Annotated in this window: 19 protein-coding genes and 1 pseudogene; 9 read left to right on the top strand and 11 right to left on the bottom strand. The window is 56.2% G+C overall.

Translation table 11 applies throughout. The features are described from left to right. Window positions 1-32: 32 nt before the first annotated feature. Both MVO87_RS04275 and MVO87_RS04270 read right to left on the bottom strand, forming a co-directional pair. On the bottom strand, window positions 33-701 hold the full coding sequence (locus tag MVO87_RS04275) for a TIGR00703 family protein (RefSeq protein WP_297552338.1): 669 nt from the start codon (window positions 699-701) through the stop codon (window positions 33-35). 36 nt (window positions 702-737) lie between these two features. Beyond that, window positions 738-1163 (bottom strand): DUF371 domain-containing protein, encoded by a 426-nt coding sequence (locus MVO87_RS04270; protein ID WP_297516832.1) that lies wholly within the window; start codon window positions 1161-1163, stop codon window positions 738-740. Window positions 1164-1279: 116 nt separating this feature from the next. Between MVO87_RS04270 and MVO87_RS04265 the strand changes: the two genes are divergently transcribed. Beyond that, on the top strand, window positions 1280-1483 hold the full coding sequence (locus MVO87_RS04265) for a 30S ribosomal protein S17e (RefSeq protein WP_042691737.1): 204 nt from the start codon (window positions 1280-1282) through the stop codon (window positions 1481-1483). Window positions 1484-1510: 27 nt separating this feature from the next. Here the strand turns inward: MVO87_RS04265 and phr are convergent, their stop codons facing one another. Further along, window positions 1511-2104, bottom strand: a complete 594-nt coding sequence (gene phr, locus MVO87_RS04260) for a heat shock transcription regulator (protein ID WP_297516830.1) — start codon at window positions 2102-2104, stop codon at window positions 1511-1513. A 112-nt stretch (window positions 2105-2216) separates the two neighbouring features. On the opposite strand from phr, the gene thrC reads away from it, so the two are divergent. Continuing rightward, window positions 2217-3398 (top strand): threonine synthase, encoded by a 1182-nt coding sequence (gene thrC / locus MVO87_RS04255; protein ID WP_297516827.1) that lies wholly within the window; start codon window positions 2217-2219, stop codon window positions 3396-3398. Here thrC and MVO87_RS04250 read toward each other — a convergent pair. Together MVO87_RS04250 and rbcL are read right to left on the bottom strand one after the other, a co-directional pair. Next, entirely contained in the window at window positions 3378-3956 is a 579-nt protein-coding gene (locus tag MVO87_RS04250; RefSeq protein ID WP_297516825.1) for a thymidine kinase, read from the bottom strand. The two genes, thrC and MVO87_RS04250, sit on opposite strands and share 21 nt — an antisense overlap. A gap of 96 nt (window positions 3957-4052) precedes the next feature. Continuing rightward, complete coding sequence (rbcL, locus tag MVO87_RS04245) at window positions 4053-5387, bottom strand: type III ribulose-bisphosphate carboxylase (RefSeq protein WP_297552330.1); 1335 nt, start codon at window positions 5385-5387, stop codon at window positions 4053-4055. Between the two features lie 352 nt (window positions 5388-5739). On the opposite strand from rbcL, the gene hpkB reads away from it, so the two are divergent. Then, entirely contained in the window at window positions 5740-5943 is a 204-nt protein-coding gene (gene hpkB, locus MVO87_RS04240) for an archaeal histone HpkB (RefSeq protein WP_011251239.1), read from the top strand. A 26-nt stretch (window positions 5944-5969) separates the two neighbouring features. Here the strand turns inward: hpkB and MVO87_RS04235 are convergent, their stop codons facing one another. The 3 genes from MVO87_RS04235 to MVO87_RS04225 are packed head-to-tail and all read right to left on the bottom strand — an operon-like array spanning window position 5970 to window position 7701. Beyond that, window positions 5970-6458, bottom strand: coding sequence for a metallophosphoesterase (locus tag MVO87_RS04235; protein ID WP_297514728.1), 489 nt, complete (start codon window positions 6456-6458; stop codon window positions 5970-5972). Window positions 6459-6460: 2 nt separating this feature from the next. Further along, a complete protein-coding gene (locus MVO87_RS04230) occupies window positions 6461-7372 on the bottom strand; it encodes a transcription initiation factor IIB (protein WP_297514730.1) in 912 nt (303 codons plus the stop codon). 5 nt (window positions 7373-7377) lie between these two features. Continuing rightward, on the bottom strand, window positions 7378-7701 hold the full coding sequence (locus tag MVO87_RS04225; protein ID WP_297514717.1) for a Gar1/Naf1 family protein: 324 nt from the start codon (window positions 7699-7701) through the stop codon (window positions 7378-7380). 118 nt (window positions 7702-7819) lie between these two features. Here MVO87_RS04225 and MVO87_RS04220 point away from each other — a divergent pair, with 118 nt between their 5' ends. From MVO87_RS04220 to MVO87_RS04210, 3 genes are all read left to right on the top strand, one after another. Further along, window positions 7820-8650, top strand: a complete 831-nt coding sequence (locus MVO87_RS04220) for a carbohydrate kinase family protein (RefSeq protein WP_342765100.1) — start codon at window positions 7820-7822, stop codon at window positions 8648-8650. A gap of 78 nt (window positions 8651-8728) precedes the next feature. Beyond that, window positions 8729-9241 carry an NUDIX domain-containing protein gene (locus MVO87_RS04215; RefSeq protein WP_297552328.1) on the top strand — a complete coding sequence of 171 codons (513 nt, stop codon included), beginning with the start codon at window positions 8729-8731 and terminating at the stop codon, window positions 9239-9241. A 5-nt stretch (window positions 9242-9246) separates the two neighbouring features. Next, entirely contained in the window at window positions 9247-9603 is a 357-nt protein-coding gene (locus tag MVO87_RS04210; RefSeq protein ID WP_297514736.1) for an Mth938-like domain-containing protein, read from the top strand. Here MVO87_RS04210 and MVO87_RS04205 read toward each other — a convergent pair. Both MVO87_RS04205 and MVO87_RS04200 read right to left on the bottom strand, forming a co-directional pair. Further along, complete coding sequence (locus tag MVO87_RS04205; RefSeq protein ID WP_297514723.1) at window positions 9593-11047, bottom strand: permease-like membrane multi-spanning protein; 1455 nt, start codon at window positions 11045-11047, stop codon at window positions 9593-9595. The two genes, MVO87_RS04210 and MVO87_RS04205, sit on opposite strands and share 11 nt — an antisense overlap. Continuing rightward, window positions 11047-11808: an ABC transporter ATP-binding protein gene (locus MVO87_RS04200; RefSeq protein WP_297514725.1), complete on the bottom strand. Its 762-nt coding sequence runs from the start codon at window positions 11806-11808 to the stop codon at window positions 11047-11049. The genes MVO87_RS04205 and MVO87_RS04200 overlap by 1 nt, the downstream gene beginning before the upstream one ends. 155 nt (window positions 11809-11963) lie before the next feature. Here MVO87_RS04200 and MVO87_RS04195 point away from each other — a divergent pair, with 155 nt between their 5' ends. Further along, on the top strand, window positions 11964-14507 hold the full coding sequence (locus MVO87_RS04195) for a hypothetical protein (RefSeq protein ID WP_297552326.1): 2544 nt from the start codon (window positions 11964-11966) through the stop codon (window positions 14505-14507). Window positions 14508-14509: 2 nt separating this feature from the next. Here MVO87_RS04195 and MVO87_RS04190 read toward each other — a convergent pair whose 3' ends face one another. Further along, window positions 14510-15184 (bottom strand): diphthine--ammonia ligase, encoded by a 675-nt coding sequence (locus MVO87_RS04190; RefSeq protein WP_297552336.1) that lies wholly within the window; start codon window positions 15182-15184, stop codon window positions 14510-14512. 92 nt (window positions 15185-15276) lie between these two features. On the opposite strand from MVO87_RS04190, the gene MVO87_RS04185 reads away from it, so the two are divergent. Both MVO87_RS04185 and MVO87_RS04180 read left to right on the top strand, forming a co-directional pair. Beyond that, window positions 15277-16575: a bifunctional L-myo-inositol-1-phosphate cytidylyltransferase/CDP-L-myo-inositol myo-inositolphosphotransferase gene (locus MVO87_RS04185; protein WP_297552334.1), complete on the top strand. Its 1299-nt coding sequence runs from the start codon at window positions 15277-15279 to the stop codon at window positions 16573-16575. Between the two features lie 43 nt (window positions 16576-16618). Continuing rightward, window positions 16619-17232, top strand: a pseudogene (locus MVO87_RS04180) (inositol-3-phosphate synthase); the annotation flags it as partial.

Genomic DNA, 17232 nt, shown 5'->3' with positions numbered 1-17232 from the left:
TCTGCATACCCAGATAATATAAAAAAAGTAGCTCAATCCAGCATCGCCAAAATCTTATCAACCTCGTTCGAGACCTCGACGTCGAAGAGATGTATCGTCGGCAGGAGCCACCAAAGGCGGTAGTTGTGGGTCTTGTCTTCCTCTCCGTAGTACTGGAAGACGAACCTTCCGAAGCCCGTCAAATCCCTGTGAACGTCCCTGACCTCCCTCAGAACCCTCCTCACCTTCGGCGGGTACTCCTCGAAGGGCAGTGGAATGCTCTTCACGAAGACCCTGTCCTTGAAGAAATCCGTGGTCAGGCCAACGCTTCCGACGTGTTTTTCGAGCTGGTTGAACTTCTTGGCCGTCCAGAAGCGGTGCAGGATTAGCCTCGGGTCCTCCTTGGCGAGCGGGTAGTTGGCCTCCTCCGTATCGAGCCAGAACTCAAGGTAGGGCTGACCGCGCTCTATAACGATTCTCGCAAGCAACCTCGCGTTCTTCGGTATCTCCCTCTGTGTCTCGCTGATGTGGTACTCCCTGCCGTCCTGCGTGTAGGTCTCGCCCTCCTCGTGGGTCCCCGTTCTTGAGACGAAGTAGGCCTCCTTTCCGTCTATGGTTCCGAGGTGCAGGTCGTAGCCCCACGCCTTCAGGTCCTTGAACTTAAACCTCCTCTCGGCCGGAACGACCCCGGTGTTCTCGACTATGTAGTAGCCCTCGAGCATTTTCTTCACCTCAAGTAAATAAAAGAGGTGGACCTTTTAAGCTTTTTCCTCGATTATGAGCTCGACCGTGACAATGGTTTCAGGATTTCTGAGGAGCTCAACTAACTCCCTTTTGATGTCTTTCGCGGACTTATCCGCTCTTATCGCGAGGGTTCTGGCATCTATGTAGTCGCTCTTCCTTATTACCATTGAAACAGGACTTTCGAGCTTCAGCTCCGGACTCCCGTATGCGGTGAGCTCATCTGTTATGTCTCCGGCGCGTATGACCATGCGGAGCCTCGCTCCCTTCCTCAGGGCATTCTTGAACTCCTCGCTCAGGTCGCTCAAAGCCTTGTCGGCAGAAACGCAGATTATGCAATCGCCCCTCGGCGTTAGAAAGTCCTCCGTCGTTATCTCGAGCGTCGAGCGGTGAGTTGCTTTTACGTTCTCGTGTCCCCTGCAGTGGATTACCTCCCTCAGCATGGGTTGAGCTTTTCGTGGCACTATAAAACCCTTGGGTTTCCGGCGGTGTGGGAAAACTTTTAAAAGATGCCCTTGATTTGAGATACGGCCACAGGGTCAGGTTAGAGGTGATGGAAATGGGGAACATAAAGCAGACCTTCATCAAGAGGACCGCTCGCGAGCTCTTTGACAGGTATCCGGACAAGTTCACCAGGGACTTCGAGCACAACAAGAAGATGGTTCAGGAGCTTACCAACGTCACGAGCAAGACCATCAGAAACAGGATTGCCGGTTACATAACCAGGCTCGTGAGAATGAAAGAAGAGGGCAAGATACTTTAATGGCCCTCTTTATTCTCTATCCGCTTCCTAAAAGTCGCTCAGGTCTTCTACTATCTTCCTCGGAAGCCTCGGACCGAACTCGCGCATGAGCCTCTCGAACTCCCTCTCGTTCTCCTGGGCTATCCTCCTGAGAAGGTTCTCGATGTAGGTCTCTATGAGCAGTCTCACCTCTTCGAGCTCCTGCTTGGTTCGCATGACCTCCTCAACGCGCCTCTCTATCTCGCTGAGGAACTGGAGGAGCTCCCCTATCTTCGTCTCAACGGGCTCGGTTGATTTTATGAGCTGTCTCGCCTGGGCGTATTCTGCCGTCTGTCTCGGCTTCTTCGGCTCGTACATCTCGGTGCCGAACGTGTAGGGGGTGAGCAGTACCTCAAGCCTGAAGCCGCGCTTTATGGTGTAATACTTCCTCGGCCTTCCCCTGGGTATCTTTTCCGTTCGTCCCTCGATGAGTCCGGCCTTTTCAAGGATTCTCAAGTGCTCAAGGACAGCCTTCTGTCCGACTCCGAGTTCCTGACTCAGCTCGCTGACGAAGTACGGTCTCTTGGTGAGAAGGATGAGAATCCTTCGCCTGGTTTCGTTTCCGAGTATGTCGAGGAGCTTTCCCATCTCGCCCGATTCCATGTTCTCACCCCCTTTCCCTAACCTGAAGTTAGAAAATGGCCTTTAAACCTTTTTCGGTTTAAAAGCTGAATTTAAAAACCCACCTTCACATATGTAAACTCAGGTGGCTTGGATGTTTGAGGCAAAGCTTGTGTGTACCCACTGCGGTGCCGAATACCCGCTCGCTTCTGGTATCTACAAATGCCCAAAGTGCGGCGCCCCTCTGGACGTTACCTACCACTACGACGACATAGCGAACCTAATCGAGGACGACGACCCCTGGTTCAGAGAAAGTCCGCACGTGTGGAAGTACTGGATGTTCCTTCCGGTTTCAAACCTCAAGAGAATCGTCACGCTCAACGAGGGCGGGACGAGGCTTTACAGGCTCAAACGCCTTGAGGAGAAGCTCGGCTTTGGAAAGCTCTATGTCAAGTACGAGGGTGAGAACCCAACGGGAGCCTTCAAGGACAGGGGTTCGAGCGTCGAGATAACAAAGGCCCTGGAGTTCCACGCGAGGAAGGTTATAGTGGCCTCAACCGGCAACATGGCGGCGAGCGTTTCCGCCTACGGAGCCAAGGCTGGACTCGATGTTACCATCGTCGTCCCCGATGGAACTCCGGGGGAGAAGCTTACTCAGGCGAGGATGTACGGGGCGAAGGTCGAGGTCTTCGGAAAGACCTACGACGAGGCCCTGGCGGAGGCCGAGCGGAAGGCGATGGAGGAGGATTATTACCTGACGGGCAACTACCACTACCGCGTCGAGGGGCAGAAGACGACAGGCTTTGAAATCCTTGACCAGCTCCGCTACAATGTCCCTGACTGGATTATCGTTCCAATCGGAGCGGGAACCCACCTTCGCGCTATCTGGAAGGGCGTTAAAGAGTTCTACAAAGTCGGTCTCGTTGAAGACCTGCCGAGGATTGCCGGGGCACAGATAGAGGGCTACGACGCGATAGTGAGGGCCTGGAAGACGGGTAAGCCGATTGAGAAGGTTCAGAAGAAGGCTCCGACTATAGCGAGTGCCATAGCGGTCAAGAAGCCAGTCGACGGCGAGAACGTGATAAGGGCCGTGAGGGAAAGCGACGGCCACCTCGACACGGTCACCAACAGGGAGACGGCGGAGGCGGGCATGCTCCTCGGAAGGGAGGGAATATTCGTCGAGCCGTCCTCGGCAACCGCCCTCGCACTCGCCAAGAAGATGCGCGAAGAAGGGATAATAGACAAAGATGAGACCGTTGTGGTGGTTGCAACAGGCCACGGCCTTAAGGACGTGAAGACGTGGGAAAAGGTCCTCTCAGGGGACTTCGTGGTGTAAGCGACACCTCGCCTCGTAGCTTTCCTTTCCTCCCACCATTATTACCGGCGAGTCCCTCGGGGCTGGCTTTCCGTCTATCAGCCTCTGACTTCTCGTTGCAGGTCTTCCGCAGACCGTGCAAATGGCGGTAAGGTAGATTATGTTGTCGGCCCTGACGAGGAGTTCTTTCATGACGGGAAACGGGTCGGCCTTAAAGTCGAGGTTCAGACCGCTCGCTATGACATAAACGCCATCGTCGGCGAGTTCGTTGAGCGCGTCAACGATACCCATCGGGAAGAACTGAACCTCGTCAATCCCGATTACATCAAAGCCCTCCTTTCTCGTCAGCTCGACTATACTCTTAACCCCTTCCTCGCTCGTGGGGACGACGTAGGCCCTGTACCTGAGACCGTTATGGGCAACCACGTCGCTTCGCGAATAGCGGTCGTCTATGCTCGGTTTGAAGAGAGCGACCTTCCGCTTGGCGTAGGCCTGCCTCTCGATTCTTTTTATCAGCTCGCTCGTCTTTCCAGCGAACATCGGACCGGTTATGACCTCAAGGAATCCCTCCGGATGCATGGAACCACCGGGGCAACTAAGGAGGGATGCGTTAAATCACCTTTAGAGAAAAGTTTGAACGGAAGACGAAAAGAAAAGCGAGGGTCGGATAGGACATCAGACTGGGGTAACGTGGCCCCACTTCTCTAAGGCCCTGGCGAGCTCCTTGTGTGTTTTTGCGTACTCGTCGAGCGGGATTCCCTGCATTATCGCGTCAATCGCCTGCCTCACTGCCCTCGCTCCAGCCCCAGGCCCGTCCGGGTGGCCGAGGGTTCCGCCGCCGAGCTGGAGCACTATGTCCTTTCCGAGTGCATCTATGACCGGCTCGATGTTGCCTGGGTGAAGGCCACCTGAGCTGGTCGGGAAGGCTGCTTTCATGCCGTAGAACTTCTGCTCAAGGTGGAAGACGTCGGTCTCATCCGGCTTATAGGTTTCCTCCCTGAGAATCCTCGCGTTCTGGATGACGTCCCACTTACCACCCTCGAGCTTTCCAGCGCCGGCGGTTCCAACGTGAAGCTGGTCAATTCCTATAATCCTGTAGAGCTTAGCTAAGACGAACATTGAGATGCCGTGGTACTTGTTCCTCGTGAAGGCCGCGTGCATCGCCCTGTGGCCGTGAATGGCCAGCCCATAGTCGGCCGCCAAATCGCGGATGTACTCAAGTGCTCCCCAACCGGTTATAACGACGTCAACCATCGCGTGCTTGAGCCCGAGGTCTGCCAGGACCTCAAGCCTTCTCTCCATCTCGCGGATGTCGGCGGTGATGTTGGCGAACCAGGTCTTCTTCTCGCCGGTCTCGTTCTCGACTTTGTCAATAACCCTCGCTACTATCTCCGCCCTCTCATCGAAGCGGTTGTACCAGGGGCTCGTGAGGTTCTCGTCGTCCTTTATGTAGTCTGCACCGTTGGAGAGAAGCTCGTAGGCGAGCTTTTCAAACTCCTCCGGTGAGTAGCCTACCTTTGGCTTAGGGACGACGCCGTAGAGCGGTCTGTCATAGATTTCGAGCATCTTTCTGACGCCCTCGATACCGAAGGCGGGCCCGCTGAAGTTCCTGAGGACTATCTCGGGGAAGTAGAGGTCCTCGAGGCGGAGGCCCTTAACGCGCTTCATTCCAAAGACGTTTCCAGCTATGCTCGCGAGAAGGCCGGGCAAGTTCCACTCCTCGAAGGCGTGGAACGGGTAGGCAATCTTGACAATCCAGCTCCCGTCTCCCATGTCAACAAAGTCGTAGGCCTTAGCCGAAAGGTCTGCCCAGCGCTCCTGCTCATACCAGGGATAAAGGGTCGTCCAGGTTCCGGTCGAGCTCTCGGCGGCGACGGCACCGGCGGCCTGCTCGATAGTGTATCCCTCCGCAGGGGTAACGCGGAACACGGCTATGATATCCCTCTTCTTGTTCGGCTCGTAGTCCTTGTCCACGTAGTAGTCGTATATCTTGTCGAACTTCTCAACCATCTGCAACACCTCCTCGGTAAACACTCTATTGCATTCTTGGCTATAAAAACCCTACTGGCAAATTTTGAGGACTGATGGACGTCTTTTTACATAAGTGAAGACTTTTTTGAAGGATTTTCGGCCGGCTTTCGGGTTTGCGGGGCAATCTCCTACCTTCTCTCAATCTTCCCGGTTGGGTTGTCATTCTCGTGTAAAATAGTGATGGGCCCGACGGATTCGGAATTCTCGACGATTAACTGAAATCGGGCCGATAGACCCACCCAGAGGGCTCCTTTTCCGAAAGGTTTATATATGCCTTTACTCCTAGAATAGAACGCAGAAACCTGCAAATAAAAGATAGGAGGTGTTGTGAATGGCCGAGCTTCCAATTGCCCCGGTTGACAGGCTTATAAGGAAGGCCGGTGCCGCCCGCGTCAGCGAGGAGGCCGCCAAGGTCCTCGCCGAGCACCTCGAGGAGAAGGCCCTTGAGATTGCCAAGAAGGCCGTCGCCCTTGCCCAGCACGCCGGCAGGAAGACCGTCAAGGCCGAGGACATCAAGCTTGCCATCAAGAGCTGATGTCCTTTTCCCGTTCTCTTTTCCGTTTACCAGAGCTTAGCCCTTCTAACGGTCGGCTCTTCTCCGGGCTTCAGAACCGCGAAGCCTGCCTCGTCCCACCGTGGAAACGTCGGCGAGCCGGGATTCAGGAGGTAGACCCTTCTTCCGTAGACGCTGAAGGAATCGAAGTAGAAGCGGTGGGTGTGGCCGAAGACGAGCAGGTCCACTCCCATGTCGAGGGCCTTCAGGCTTAAAAACTGCGCGTTTAGACTTAGAAGCTGATGCCCGTGAATCACGCCTATTCTCATTCCTTCGACTTCAATGGTCTCCTCCTCCGGAAGGCTGAGGTGGTCAACGTTTCCTCTGACCGCTATCACGGGCGCTATCTCTTCCAGGGTCTCAAGGACTTCGGGGGACGTTATATCGCCCGCATGAAGAATGAGCTCTGGGCTGGCCTCTCTAAGCTTCTCCAAAAGGGGAATTGGGAGGGCCTTTGCCTTGTCCCCCACGTGGGTGTCGCTTAAAACCGCTATCATCGTCACATCGGCACGTTTATACCGAGCTTCTCGACGAGCTCCTTGTACCTGTTCCTGACGGTCACCTCGGTGACGTGAGCGACCTCAGCCACTTCGCGCTGGGTCTTTTTCTCGCCCTCAAGGAGTGAAGCGACGTAGAGCGCTGCCGCGGCCAATCCCGTTGGGCCCTTTCCGCTGGTTATGCCACGCTTTATAGCCTCGCGGAGGATTTCCTTTGCCCTCTCCTTGGTCCGTGAGCTGACGCCGAGGGCGTCTCCAAACCGGTCAACGTACTCTATCGGGCTCGTCGGGCGGAGGTTCAGGTTGAGCCCCCTCGCAAGGAAGCGGTAGCTTCTCCCGATTTCCTTCTTCGTAACCTTTGAAACCGCCGCAATCTCGTCAAGGGTCCTTGGAATGCCCTCCATCCTGCAGGCGGCATAGAGAGCGGCGGAAACCATGCCCTCTATCGACCGTCCGCGGATTAACTTCTTCATGACGGCCTTCCTGTAGAGGGAAGCCGCGACCTCCTTGACGCGCCGTGGGAGGCGCATCTGCGCGGCCATCCTGTCGAGCTCGCTCAGCGCGAACGCGAGGTTTCTTTCCGCGGCGTCGTTTATGCGCATCCTCCTCTGCCACATGCGGAGCCTTCTCATCTTGCTCCTGTACATTCCCGTTATCTGGTTGCCGTGTATGTCCTTGTCGCGCCAGTCTATGTCGGTCGAGAGGCCCTTGTCGTGTATCATCAGCGTCATCGGCGCGCCGGTTCTCGCGCGCTTGGCCCTCTGGTCCGGGTCGAAGGCCCTCCACTCCGGCCCCTCATCGACCACGTTCTCCTCGATGACGTAGCCACACTTAGCGCAGACTATCTCACCCCTTCTGGGGTCGTATATAAACTCGGTTGACCCGCACACGGGACAAACCCTTTTCGGAGTAATCGTTCTCACCCCCTTCTCCTGGGGGCGGGGCGAGAACGCTTGGGCCTCTTAGAACCCTTAGAGCCTCTGACTTTAGCCTTCTTACCCGGCTTTTTATCCTTCCTCCTCTTGTCCACGTACAGAAGAGCGCCAACGTACCTTTCGGGGTCCTTAACGCGGGGTTTAACGGCAACATAGGGGTAATCAACGGGACCAAAAACATCCTTAACAATGCCTACCGGTCTCAAATCCTTGTCAACGACGGGCTCGTTGAGCGATGGAACCCAGTTCGTCCTGACTATGAGGAAGCCCTGCTTCGCGTAGTGAGAAACCTTTCCTAAGCGCTTCATAGCCCCACCCCAAAACGATACCTCCTTTTAAACTTTTCGCTTTTTCCCCTTAAAAGCCTTTCGGTAATTTAGGAAAGGTTTTTAATGTCCACTCACAAAAAGTATAAGATTGGGACTGGTGAAAATGAAGTGCCTCGTCGTCGGCCACGTCGTCAGGGATGTAATAAGGCGCGGTTCGAAAATCGAGGAGAGACTCGGTGGCGGTGCCTACTACTCCGCTCTGGCACTTTCGCGCTTCTGTGACGTTGAGATTCTCACAAGCTTTTCCCAGCTCCCGGAGGAGTGGATTGACGAGCTACGCTCCCTGGGCAAACTGACCGTCCTACCCTCCGATGAAACAACGTCCTACGAGCTGACTTACCTTGACTCCAACAGGAGGGAGCTGAGACTTATCTCGCGCGCCTCATCCATTACCGAACTTCCCGCCGGAAGATACGACGCCATAGTTCTCAACCCCGTTGCCAACGAGATTCCAGAGGGCATCGTGAGTGAAGCCCTAAACCGGGCAAAGCTCGTCTCGGCCGACCTTCAGGGTTTCATACGCTCTCCAGAGAAGGGCCCGGTGGGGCTCATCGAGCGCGACGGGTCGTTCCTTAATGGGGTTGATGTTCTGCATGCCGACGTCGCGGAGTTTTCTCTGGTCAACCTTGACCCAGGCTCTGTTGGGGTTCTCCTCCTCTCGGACGGTCCGAACCCGGGAAATGCCTACCTCCATGGAAGGCCATACCGCTTCGTTCCGCTGAAGGTCGAAGTAGATGAATCAACGGGCGCGGGAGACGTCTTCCTCGGAGCTTTCACCGGTTTCTACTTGGAATGTCCCTTCGTTCAATCCCTGAAGCGGGCCGTCGCCTTCACGGCGCTGTTCCTCCGGTATCGTTCCGTGGATTTCAGCCTCAACGAGGTGAGCGAGCTCGCGAGGGGCGTAACCGTTGAGGCTTTAAGTGATTAAACATAATCCCAACCGACCGATGATGAAACGTCAGCACGCTGAACGCTGATGAGAAGGGACTTCCCTGAGGTGAAAAAGATGGACCGTTACGTTCTGCTCGTCAAAGCCCCTAAGGGGGCAGACATAAGTGAATTCCGCGAGGAGGTTAATGTCCTCGCAGAAAAACACGGCTTCAAGGCCGAGCTCCACCGGTGCATAGGACTCACTGTTGATGGCGTCATACTCTATCGGGGCGGTGTTGTTCTCATAAAGCGAAAGAACGAGCCCTTTAAGGACTTCTACGCCCTTCCCGGCGGTTTCGTTGAGTACGGCGAGACCGTTGAGGAGGCCCTGAAGAGGGAGATGAAGGAAGAGACCGGCCTGGACGTCAGAATACTCAGACTGGTGGGCGTTTACTCCGACCCTGGCAGGGACCCGAGGGGACACACCGTTTCGGTCGCCTTTCTCTGCATCGGCGAAGGCGAGCTAAAGGCAGGCGACGATGCGAAAGAGGTCTACGTCGTCCCGATTGACGAGGTTGAGAAGCTTCCACTGGCCTTTGACCACGCGAAGATTTTGAGGGACGCACTGCACCCAAAGGACTGCTGGTGAGTGCTATGAAACTCGAATATCCCTCCTTCGGGAGGATAGTGGTTGACGGGAGAACCTACGAGTATGACATCGTGATTTATCCGAGCGGAAGGGTCGGGAAGAGGAAGAAGTGGCTGAGCAAAAACAAACACGGAACGAGCCACAAACTCGACTCTGACGAGCTGAGGGAGTACTTGACGGAGGACTTTGAGGTTCTAATCGTTGGCACCGGCTACTACGGTTACCTCTCGCTACTCCCAGGGAGCAGAGAGCTGGTCAGGGACAAAGAAGTCTATGAGCTCCCCACCAGGAAAGCGGTGGAGCTATTCAACGAGCTCAACGAAAAGAAAAGAGTTCTCGGAATCTTCCACGTCACCTGCTGAGGTGCCAGAGCAACAGCACATCAACGAGGAGTACAAAGGGGAGCGAGAGGAACCACTCAACGTACCACAGTCCCGCTGTACCTCCGATTATTATACCGTTCGCGAGCAGAGCCAGGAGCATCTTTTTCCACGTCGTCTGGGGTAGTGCAACCTCGCGAATTCCCCAGTAAAAGACCGTCAGCGTCGTCCCGGCGGTCGCGACCGGCAGGAAGAGCGCGAGGGGAAGGACCTTCAGGGAGCCCGGGTTCCTGAGAGAGAGCCCCATAACTGCCAGCAGGCCCGCCGTTATCGGAACTGTGGTCATAGTCACGAGCTTGCCCCTCAGAAACGTCCTGAGGCTCAGCGGGAGCGAGTGAAGGACTTCAAAGGCCCTGCCGTCTATCTTCAAAACGGCGTCTATCGCTATTGCGGAGGTCCAGCCAACGGCCAAGACAAAACCGAGGGCCGAGCCCTCGCTTCCCGACTTCAATGCACCGGCGAGGGATGGGATTATGACCACAACAGGCATCAGCAGGCCCGTTAAAAGGGACGTGTTCCTCGTCGCTATCTTGAAGTCCTTGAGCGCCAGCGCCAGGGCCGGACTGTGGAGCGAGAGCCTCGCCCTGCCACCTCTCCTCTCGGTTGCCGTTCCCTCGCTTATCCTTCTCCAGAGCCTTCTAACCGTTAAAACGTAGACCGCTCCAATCACAAGGCCGTAAACGGCCAGGAGGCCTAACGAGAGGAGGGGCTTCTCGACCGTCGAGACCGAGAAGGGATACGCCACTGAGTACCTCTCGAAAACGCCCTTAAGCGTTTCGTAGTGGCTTGCAACGTAGCGCTGGAGGTAGTTCAGGCCGTAGAAGAGGGACATCACGAGGAGTATTCCAAAGGCCTTGAAGGCCGTTTTGAGGCCGGAGAACTTCCCGCCGGAGGCCTTTCCAAAGCGGTCGTATATTAGCAGGCCGAGGGTGTGGCCTATAAAAGCTCCCATTAACGCCCAAGCGAAGCCGAGGACTCCAGCAACGGGCCCGAGCTTTAGGGATAGGGCCACCGCCGGCGGGAGGAGGAAGAGGGTAGAGGGTAGTTCCGTTATGAGGAGCAGGGCACTTAGGTACTTCCCTCCAACACGAACCGGGAGTGAGAGGAGTGGCTCAAAGAGGCCAAGCGAGATGGCATATTGCGCTGTAACAGCCGTTCCGTAGAGGGCCATTATCAGCGGGAGCAGGCAGTAGCTCGCGTAGATTACCGCCGAGCCTGAGGGGTCTTTGACATAGTAGACTCCCGGAAAGAGCATGAGGCCGAAGATGCCGAAAAGGATTGACTGGCTCAGCAGGGTTCTCTTGAGGCTCCCGCTCCGCTTGAAGGCCTTGATGAACTTGTTCCAGTCCGTTGAGAGCTGGGGGTTGGCCCTCAGCCTCTTGTAAGTCATCTCTCGGTAGAGGACGTTTACTATCTCCCACTCCATCAGAAGGCCTCCCTTAGGGCCCTGACGAGGGAGCTTACCTCCTCCTGGCTCTCGGTCAGCTTGAGGAAGACGTCTTCGAGGCTCTCCTCGTGGGCGAAGCGCTTGAGCTCCTCGGGAGTTCCCTCTGCTATCAGCTCGCCGTTGTAGATTATGCCTATTCTATCGCATAATGCCTCAGCAACGGCGAGTATGTGTGTCGAGAAGACTATGCTCTTTCCCTCCTCTTTGAAGCCGTTGAGGAGCTCCTTCATTATGCGCGCGCTCTTGGGGTCGAGGCCGTTGATGGCCTCGTCGAGGATTAGGGCCTTTGGGTCGTGAAGCAAACCAGCTATTATCGAAACCTTCTGCTGGGTTCCGAAGCTGAGCGTCCCTATCAGCTCGCCGAGGTATTCCTCGATTCCGAAGGCCTTGACAAGCCTTTCAACGCGCTCCTCAAGTTCCCCCTTTGGAATTCCCCTAATGCTCCCCACGAAGGAGAAGAACTCCACCGGGGTCAGGCTCTCGTAGAGAACAGGCGTTTCGGGTATGTAGCCGACTATCCGCTTGACCTCAATCGGGTTCTCGGCTACGTCTATCCCCTCGACCACAACTTTTCCATCGCTCGGCGGGATAATCCCGGCCAGAATCCTCATCGTGGTGCTCTTACCGCTCCCGTTCGGGCCCAAGAGGCCGTAGATTTCGCCGTCGCGGACGGTGAAGGAAATCCCCTTGAGAGCAACCTTCCCGCCGAAGCGCTTGACGAGGTTCTCAACCTCTATCACACCACCACCCGGGGTAAATTCTGCACTTTCTTTAATAACTTTTCTGTGTGAAGAGACATTCATGAAAAGCCCTAAATAGAATGAGTGCCTACTACATACAGTCCAAACCTGTGCGGCTTTCTTTTCTTGCCGAGGTTTGGGTTGGAGGTGTGTATATGAGAAAATTCTCACGGGTTTTGCTCCTTCTTCTTCTGACAGGGTTAGTGCTGACTGGCGGTTGTCTCGGCGGAAACGGCATCGGTGTTCCGACCGGAACTGAGGAAGGCGATACCGGAAGCTCATCTTCCGGGGGGGTCGGAACGCACTCTGAGACCGATTCTCCTAGGGGCACTACAACGGAAACCCAGACTTCAACCGCAACGGAGACGCCGACGGAAACGCAAACCGGAACCCAAACCGAGACACCAACGCCAACCGAGACGCCTTCATCGAACGCAAGCCTTCAGTACGACGAGGACGGGGAGGTTCTCTGCGATGAAAGCTCGGACCCCGATTCCGGTTGCGAGGCCGAGGAGACCAACGGGAACGGAACCGGGCCGGGCTTCTCGATAGGGCTTCTCAACGTCACGCTCGAACCTGTTGTAATCCCGGTTTACAGGCTCACCGCTAACTTTACCTACGCTGGGCCACTCTGGAGCGACGCCTTTGAGCCGAACGGGAAGGTAATAGAGCGGGTCTCGCTCCTAACGTCCTCGACCGACCCCGGGAAGAGCGTTAAGTTCACGATAACCTTCGAGAACGAGAGTTTAGCCAACGCCTACGTCCACATTCCGGTTTTCATAGACATGTTTAGCGGCAAGAAGTACGTCTACGAGCCAACGGTTCTGCGCTTTGAAGAAGGCGACGAGTTCGGGAGAATGTGGGAGCTCCACCTTTACTCCACGGGCTTCACCCTCTACAAGCTGACTGGAAACGGTTCCGTTGAACTTCAGAATGGAAGCGTTCAGCTCGACGGAAGGCGGGTGAGCTTCACCATCGAGAACTTCTCGGAGATATTCCCGGAGAGGGTGTACCTTAGAATCTATGGGAGCACGATGACCGATAAAAGTCCAAGCCTCACCTACCCCTACACCGGTAGCTTCGTAATCGAGGCCGGGAAGGGCTGGATTGACTACTACTCGCCGGCCAGCTTCTTTACGCGGGAGGGAAAGCTCTACATGGAGGCGAGGGGCTACGACCTGATGATAAGGCTCTACCTTGATGACCAGAAGTACCGCGACATGATGCCGATGAAGGTCTTCTTTGACAGCACCGACAACGGCGAGGCCGACTGGATTGCCTACGTTGACGAGGACTCCTTTAAGTTGAGGGACGCGTACGGGAGCGTCTACCGCGAGGGAAAGGTGAGTACATACATCGAAAACGACCGGCACGTCGTCGAGTTCACCATCGAGAACTTCTTCTCACTCGTTCCCTGGCGCTACTTCCGCCTCTGGTTCGTGGGCCAAGTTCAGGCCCCCTCGCTAAAGCCCCGCTTCCCTGCCCACAGCAACATCTGGGTGAACGCCACCAACGGGCTCAGCATGGACAAGGACGTTGACCGCTACCTCGTCATCGTCGTCGAGGACGTTTACATAAAGGGCAACAAGGACAGCGCGGAGGGCGAAATACAGCTCGTCTCGTGGGCCTTCCCTGTTTACTGGGAGCACGAAAACGACCTCGACTGGGAGTACGGGCCGATTTACGCCGTCGGCTACCCTGCAAAGCGCTGGGTCGAGGCGAACGACCACAGCCGGCTTTTATACCACGACGAGAGGGCGATAAGCGTGAGCTATCCCTTCATCAACGGCTATCCGATATTTGCCATGCCCCTCGAGGAGGTCAAAAAATACAGGAAAATCTACGTCCACACGGCTGGCTGGGACTTGGACGACCCCGGCGAATACATCACACTCGGGGCCGGTTTTCTGGTTGACGCCGCCCTGGGCCTCGCCACCGGAGAAATAGGAACGGCCATGAAGTACGGCTACAACGGGGTTATGTTCATCAACCAGCTCGTCACCGGCCAGGGTGCGGCCGAATGGTGGGGCTCAACGATAGTCAGGGACCTCGGAGGAGACCCCGATCCGGTCGGCTACAACGGCTACGCGATAGACGCGAACGGCAACTACCGCGACGGTGTTCTCGTTGAGGTATGGTCCGCCGACGGCAACATGAGGGTTACCTACCTCGTTCAGGAGGTTGAGGTCCCGAGGACGCTCCGCTACAACACGCTCCAGGCTTACCTTGACACCGTCCAGTTCACGAAGGACACGGAGTTCGGCGACGAGGAGTACTACCTCTACGCGAGCGGGTTCATCTCCTTCAAGCCGGAGGAGGTGGCCGATGTGCCCGACATAACGCGGGAGCAAACCACCGCGATGGTCCCGGTTCAGCCCGTCAATAGGTATCCGAAGTCGGGCGTGCTCTCGGGCAACAGGTTCACCACAAGGCCCCAGATGCTAATCATAGGCCACACGAGGGCCGATGTGCCGTTCCTATACCTCGAATACGACGGCTGGGAAGAGGATGCCGGAAACTGGGGCAACGACGACGACCCGATGGGGCAGGTTTCCATAACGCTCCTCTTCGACGACGACTACTTCGACTGGGAGCCGGATTCGGCGATTCCGACCAAGGAGTGGAGCCTTGAGTTCCCGAGCTGCGGCGTTTCGGGCGGTTGCTCGAAGGCGTGGTTCTGGGTCAGGGTGAAGTCCTGACTTTATTTTTTCTCAAGGTGGGCCCTCCTGACCTCAAGCACTCCCGAATAATTAAACCCGTCCCATTTCTTTTCCACCTCGTCGAGGACTATCCTGGCTTTGAAGAACGGCGCGTCGCGGACGAAGGTCTCGAACTCCCCGCCTTCCCCTGCAACGTGAATTCCGTATTTCTCGTGGAGCTTCACAAGCTCCTCCAGAGCCTTTTCGTCAATCCTTCTGCCGAGCCAGCTCTCATCCAGCCTGTAGGCCGAGACGCCGACCATTACGATGTCGAAGATTCCAATCAGCTCGCGCATATACTCGACTGGGTCGCGGTGCCAGGCAGGTGCGAAGCTCTCAAGGCCGAGCTCCCTCGCCACTTTATCAACGCGCTTCTTCTGGTACTCGCTGGCTAAGGCTCCTGCAACGACGCCGTCAATCTTCAGGCCCTCAAGGACTGCCTTCATGTCCTCTACCTCTTTCTCCTTCTCGCCGCTGGTGAAGCCCTTGACAAGGGGAATCCCTATCGCCCTCGCCTGCAGTTCCGTGAGGTGAATGTTCGGCACGTGGTACATGTAGCTGTCTTCCCTCTCGCTCACCATCGAGACAAGGTATTTAACCTCAAAACCCTGCTCCAGCGCCCAGTAGAGGGCGTAGTTCGAGTCCTTGCCCCCCGAGTAAAGGACCGCCACGCGCATTTCCACCACCGAAAGCTTTAAATTACCTATGGTTAATTTAATCTCGGTTCTCCTGGTGGGGCCTCTTCGAGGGCCTTAAAAAGGTGATGCCGATGACCCCAAAAACGGCAGTGATTCTCGCGGCCGGCCTTGGGACGAGGATGGGCGGAAGGCCAAAGGGCCTCGTCAGGGTTGCAGGAAGGGGAATTCTGTACCGAACGATGCACCTCCTCCAGAGAAAAGGCGTTGAGAGGTTCGTAATCGTCACCAACGAGCGGTACGCGCCCCTTTACCGCGAGTTCGTTGAGAGGCACGGCTTCAACGCCGAGCTGGTGATAAACCCCGAGCCCGAGAAGGGCAACGGGCACTCACTCCACCTCGCCAAAAGCCGTGTCTCAGGGCGGTTCGTCCTCGTCATGAGCGACCACGTCTACAGCGAGGCCTTCGTTGCGGAGGTAATAAGGGGAAACGGCCTCATAGCGGACAGAGAGCCGAGATGGATTGACGTTGAAGAGGCGACGAAGGTTAAGGTGAAAGATAAAAGGGTCGAGCGAATCGGGAAGGGCCTTAAGGACTGGGACGCGGTTGATACAGGCTTCTTCGTCCTCGACGACGGGATTTTCGATGTAACGGAGGGGCTTGAAAACGAGAGGGACGGTGATTACTCACTCAGCGAGGTCGTCGAGCGGGCTAAGCTTCCCGTTACCTTCGTCGACGGCCTCGGCTGGACCGACGTGGACACGCCGGAGGAGCTCAAGAGGGCCCGAAAGATGCTCGTCTTCACGGCCGTTAAGGGGACCGGCGACGGGTTCATCAGCAGACACCTCAACAGGAAAATCTCGACGAGAATCAGCTACCTCCTCGTTGAGAGGGTCACTCCAAACCAGATGACGGTCGTCACGTTCGCCCTCGGCGTGCTCTCGGCCTTCCTAACGCTCGTCAGCCTGCCTTTAGCTGGAATCCTCTACCAGCTGAGCTCAATACTCGACGGCGTTGACGGCGAGCTCGCGAGGGCCCAGCTGAGGACGAGCAGGCTCGGTGGCTACGTGGATTCCATCCTCGACCGCTACGTTGACGGCTCTTTCCTCGCGCTCTTAGCTTACTCGGCCCTGAAAGAGCCCCTCTGGTATCTGGTCGCGCTCTTAGCTCTGCTCGGTTCGGTCATGGTGAGCTACTCGACCGAGCGCTTTAAGGGGGCCTTCTGCAGGGACGCATATCGGGAAGTTCCAGCTCTCAGAAAGCTCCCCGGAAAGAGGGACGAGAGGGTCTTCCTGACGATGCTGTTCCTGCTCGTTCCTTCAAGTCTATCCGTTAGGGCACTCTTCGCGCTCCTCGCAGTCCTGACGAACCTCCGCGTCGGGGTGACGGTTTACCTCATATCCAGAAAGGTTTCGCGACCAAAAACTATTTAACTACTATAAAATATTTGAGAACAACGAAAAGGAGGTGGGTGAAATGGTCAGGGTTGTTATACTCGGCCAGGGATACGTTGCAAGCGTATTCGCGAGCGGTCTTGAGAAGATAAAGGCTGGAAAGATGGAGCCCTACGGCGTCCCGCTGGCTGACGAGCTCCCGATTAAGATTAAGGACATCGAAATCGTTGGTTCCTACGACGTTGACAAGGCCAAGGTCGGAAAGGACCTCTACGAGGTCGTCAAGGCCTATGACCCCGAGGCCCCGGAGAGCCTCAAGGGAATCACCGTCAGGAAGGGAATACACCTTGGAAGCCTCAGGAACCTCCCGCTCGAAGCGACGGGCCTCGACGACGAGATGACCCTCAGCGAGGCCGTTGAGCACCTCGTCAGCGAGTGGAAGGAGCTCAAGCCCGACGTCTTCGTTAACGTCTGCACCACCGAGGCCTTCGTCCCCTTCGAGAAGAAGGAGGAGCTTGAGAAGGCCATCGCCGAGGACAGGAAGGACAGGGTCACGGCTACTCAGGTCTACGTCTACGCCGCCGCCAAGTACGCCAAGGAGGTCGGCAGTGCGGCATTCGTCAACGCGATTCCCACCCTCATCGCCAACGACCCGGCCTTCGTCGAGCTCGCTAAGGAGAGCAACCTCGTTATCTT

The sequence above is a fragment of the Thermococcus sp. genome (genome assembly GCF_027063845.1).
Lineage (GTDB): Archaea > Methanobacteriota_B > Thermococci > Thermococcales > Thermococcaceae > Thermococcus.
Note: the sequence above shows the minus strand (reverse complement) of the source record. Positions and strands in the feature narration are given on the sequence as shown.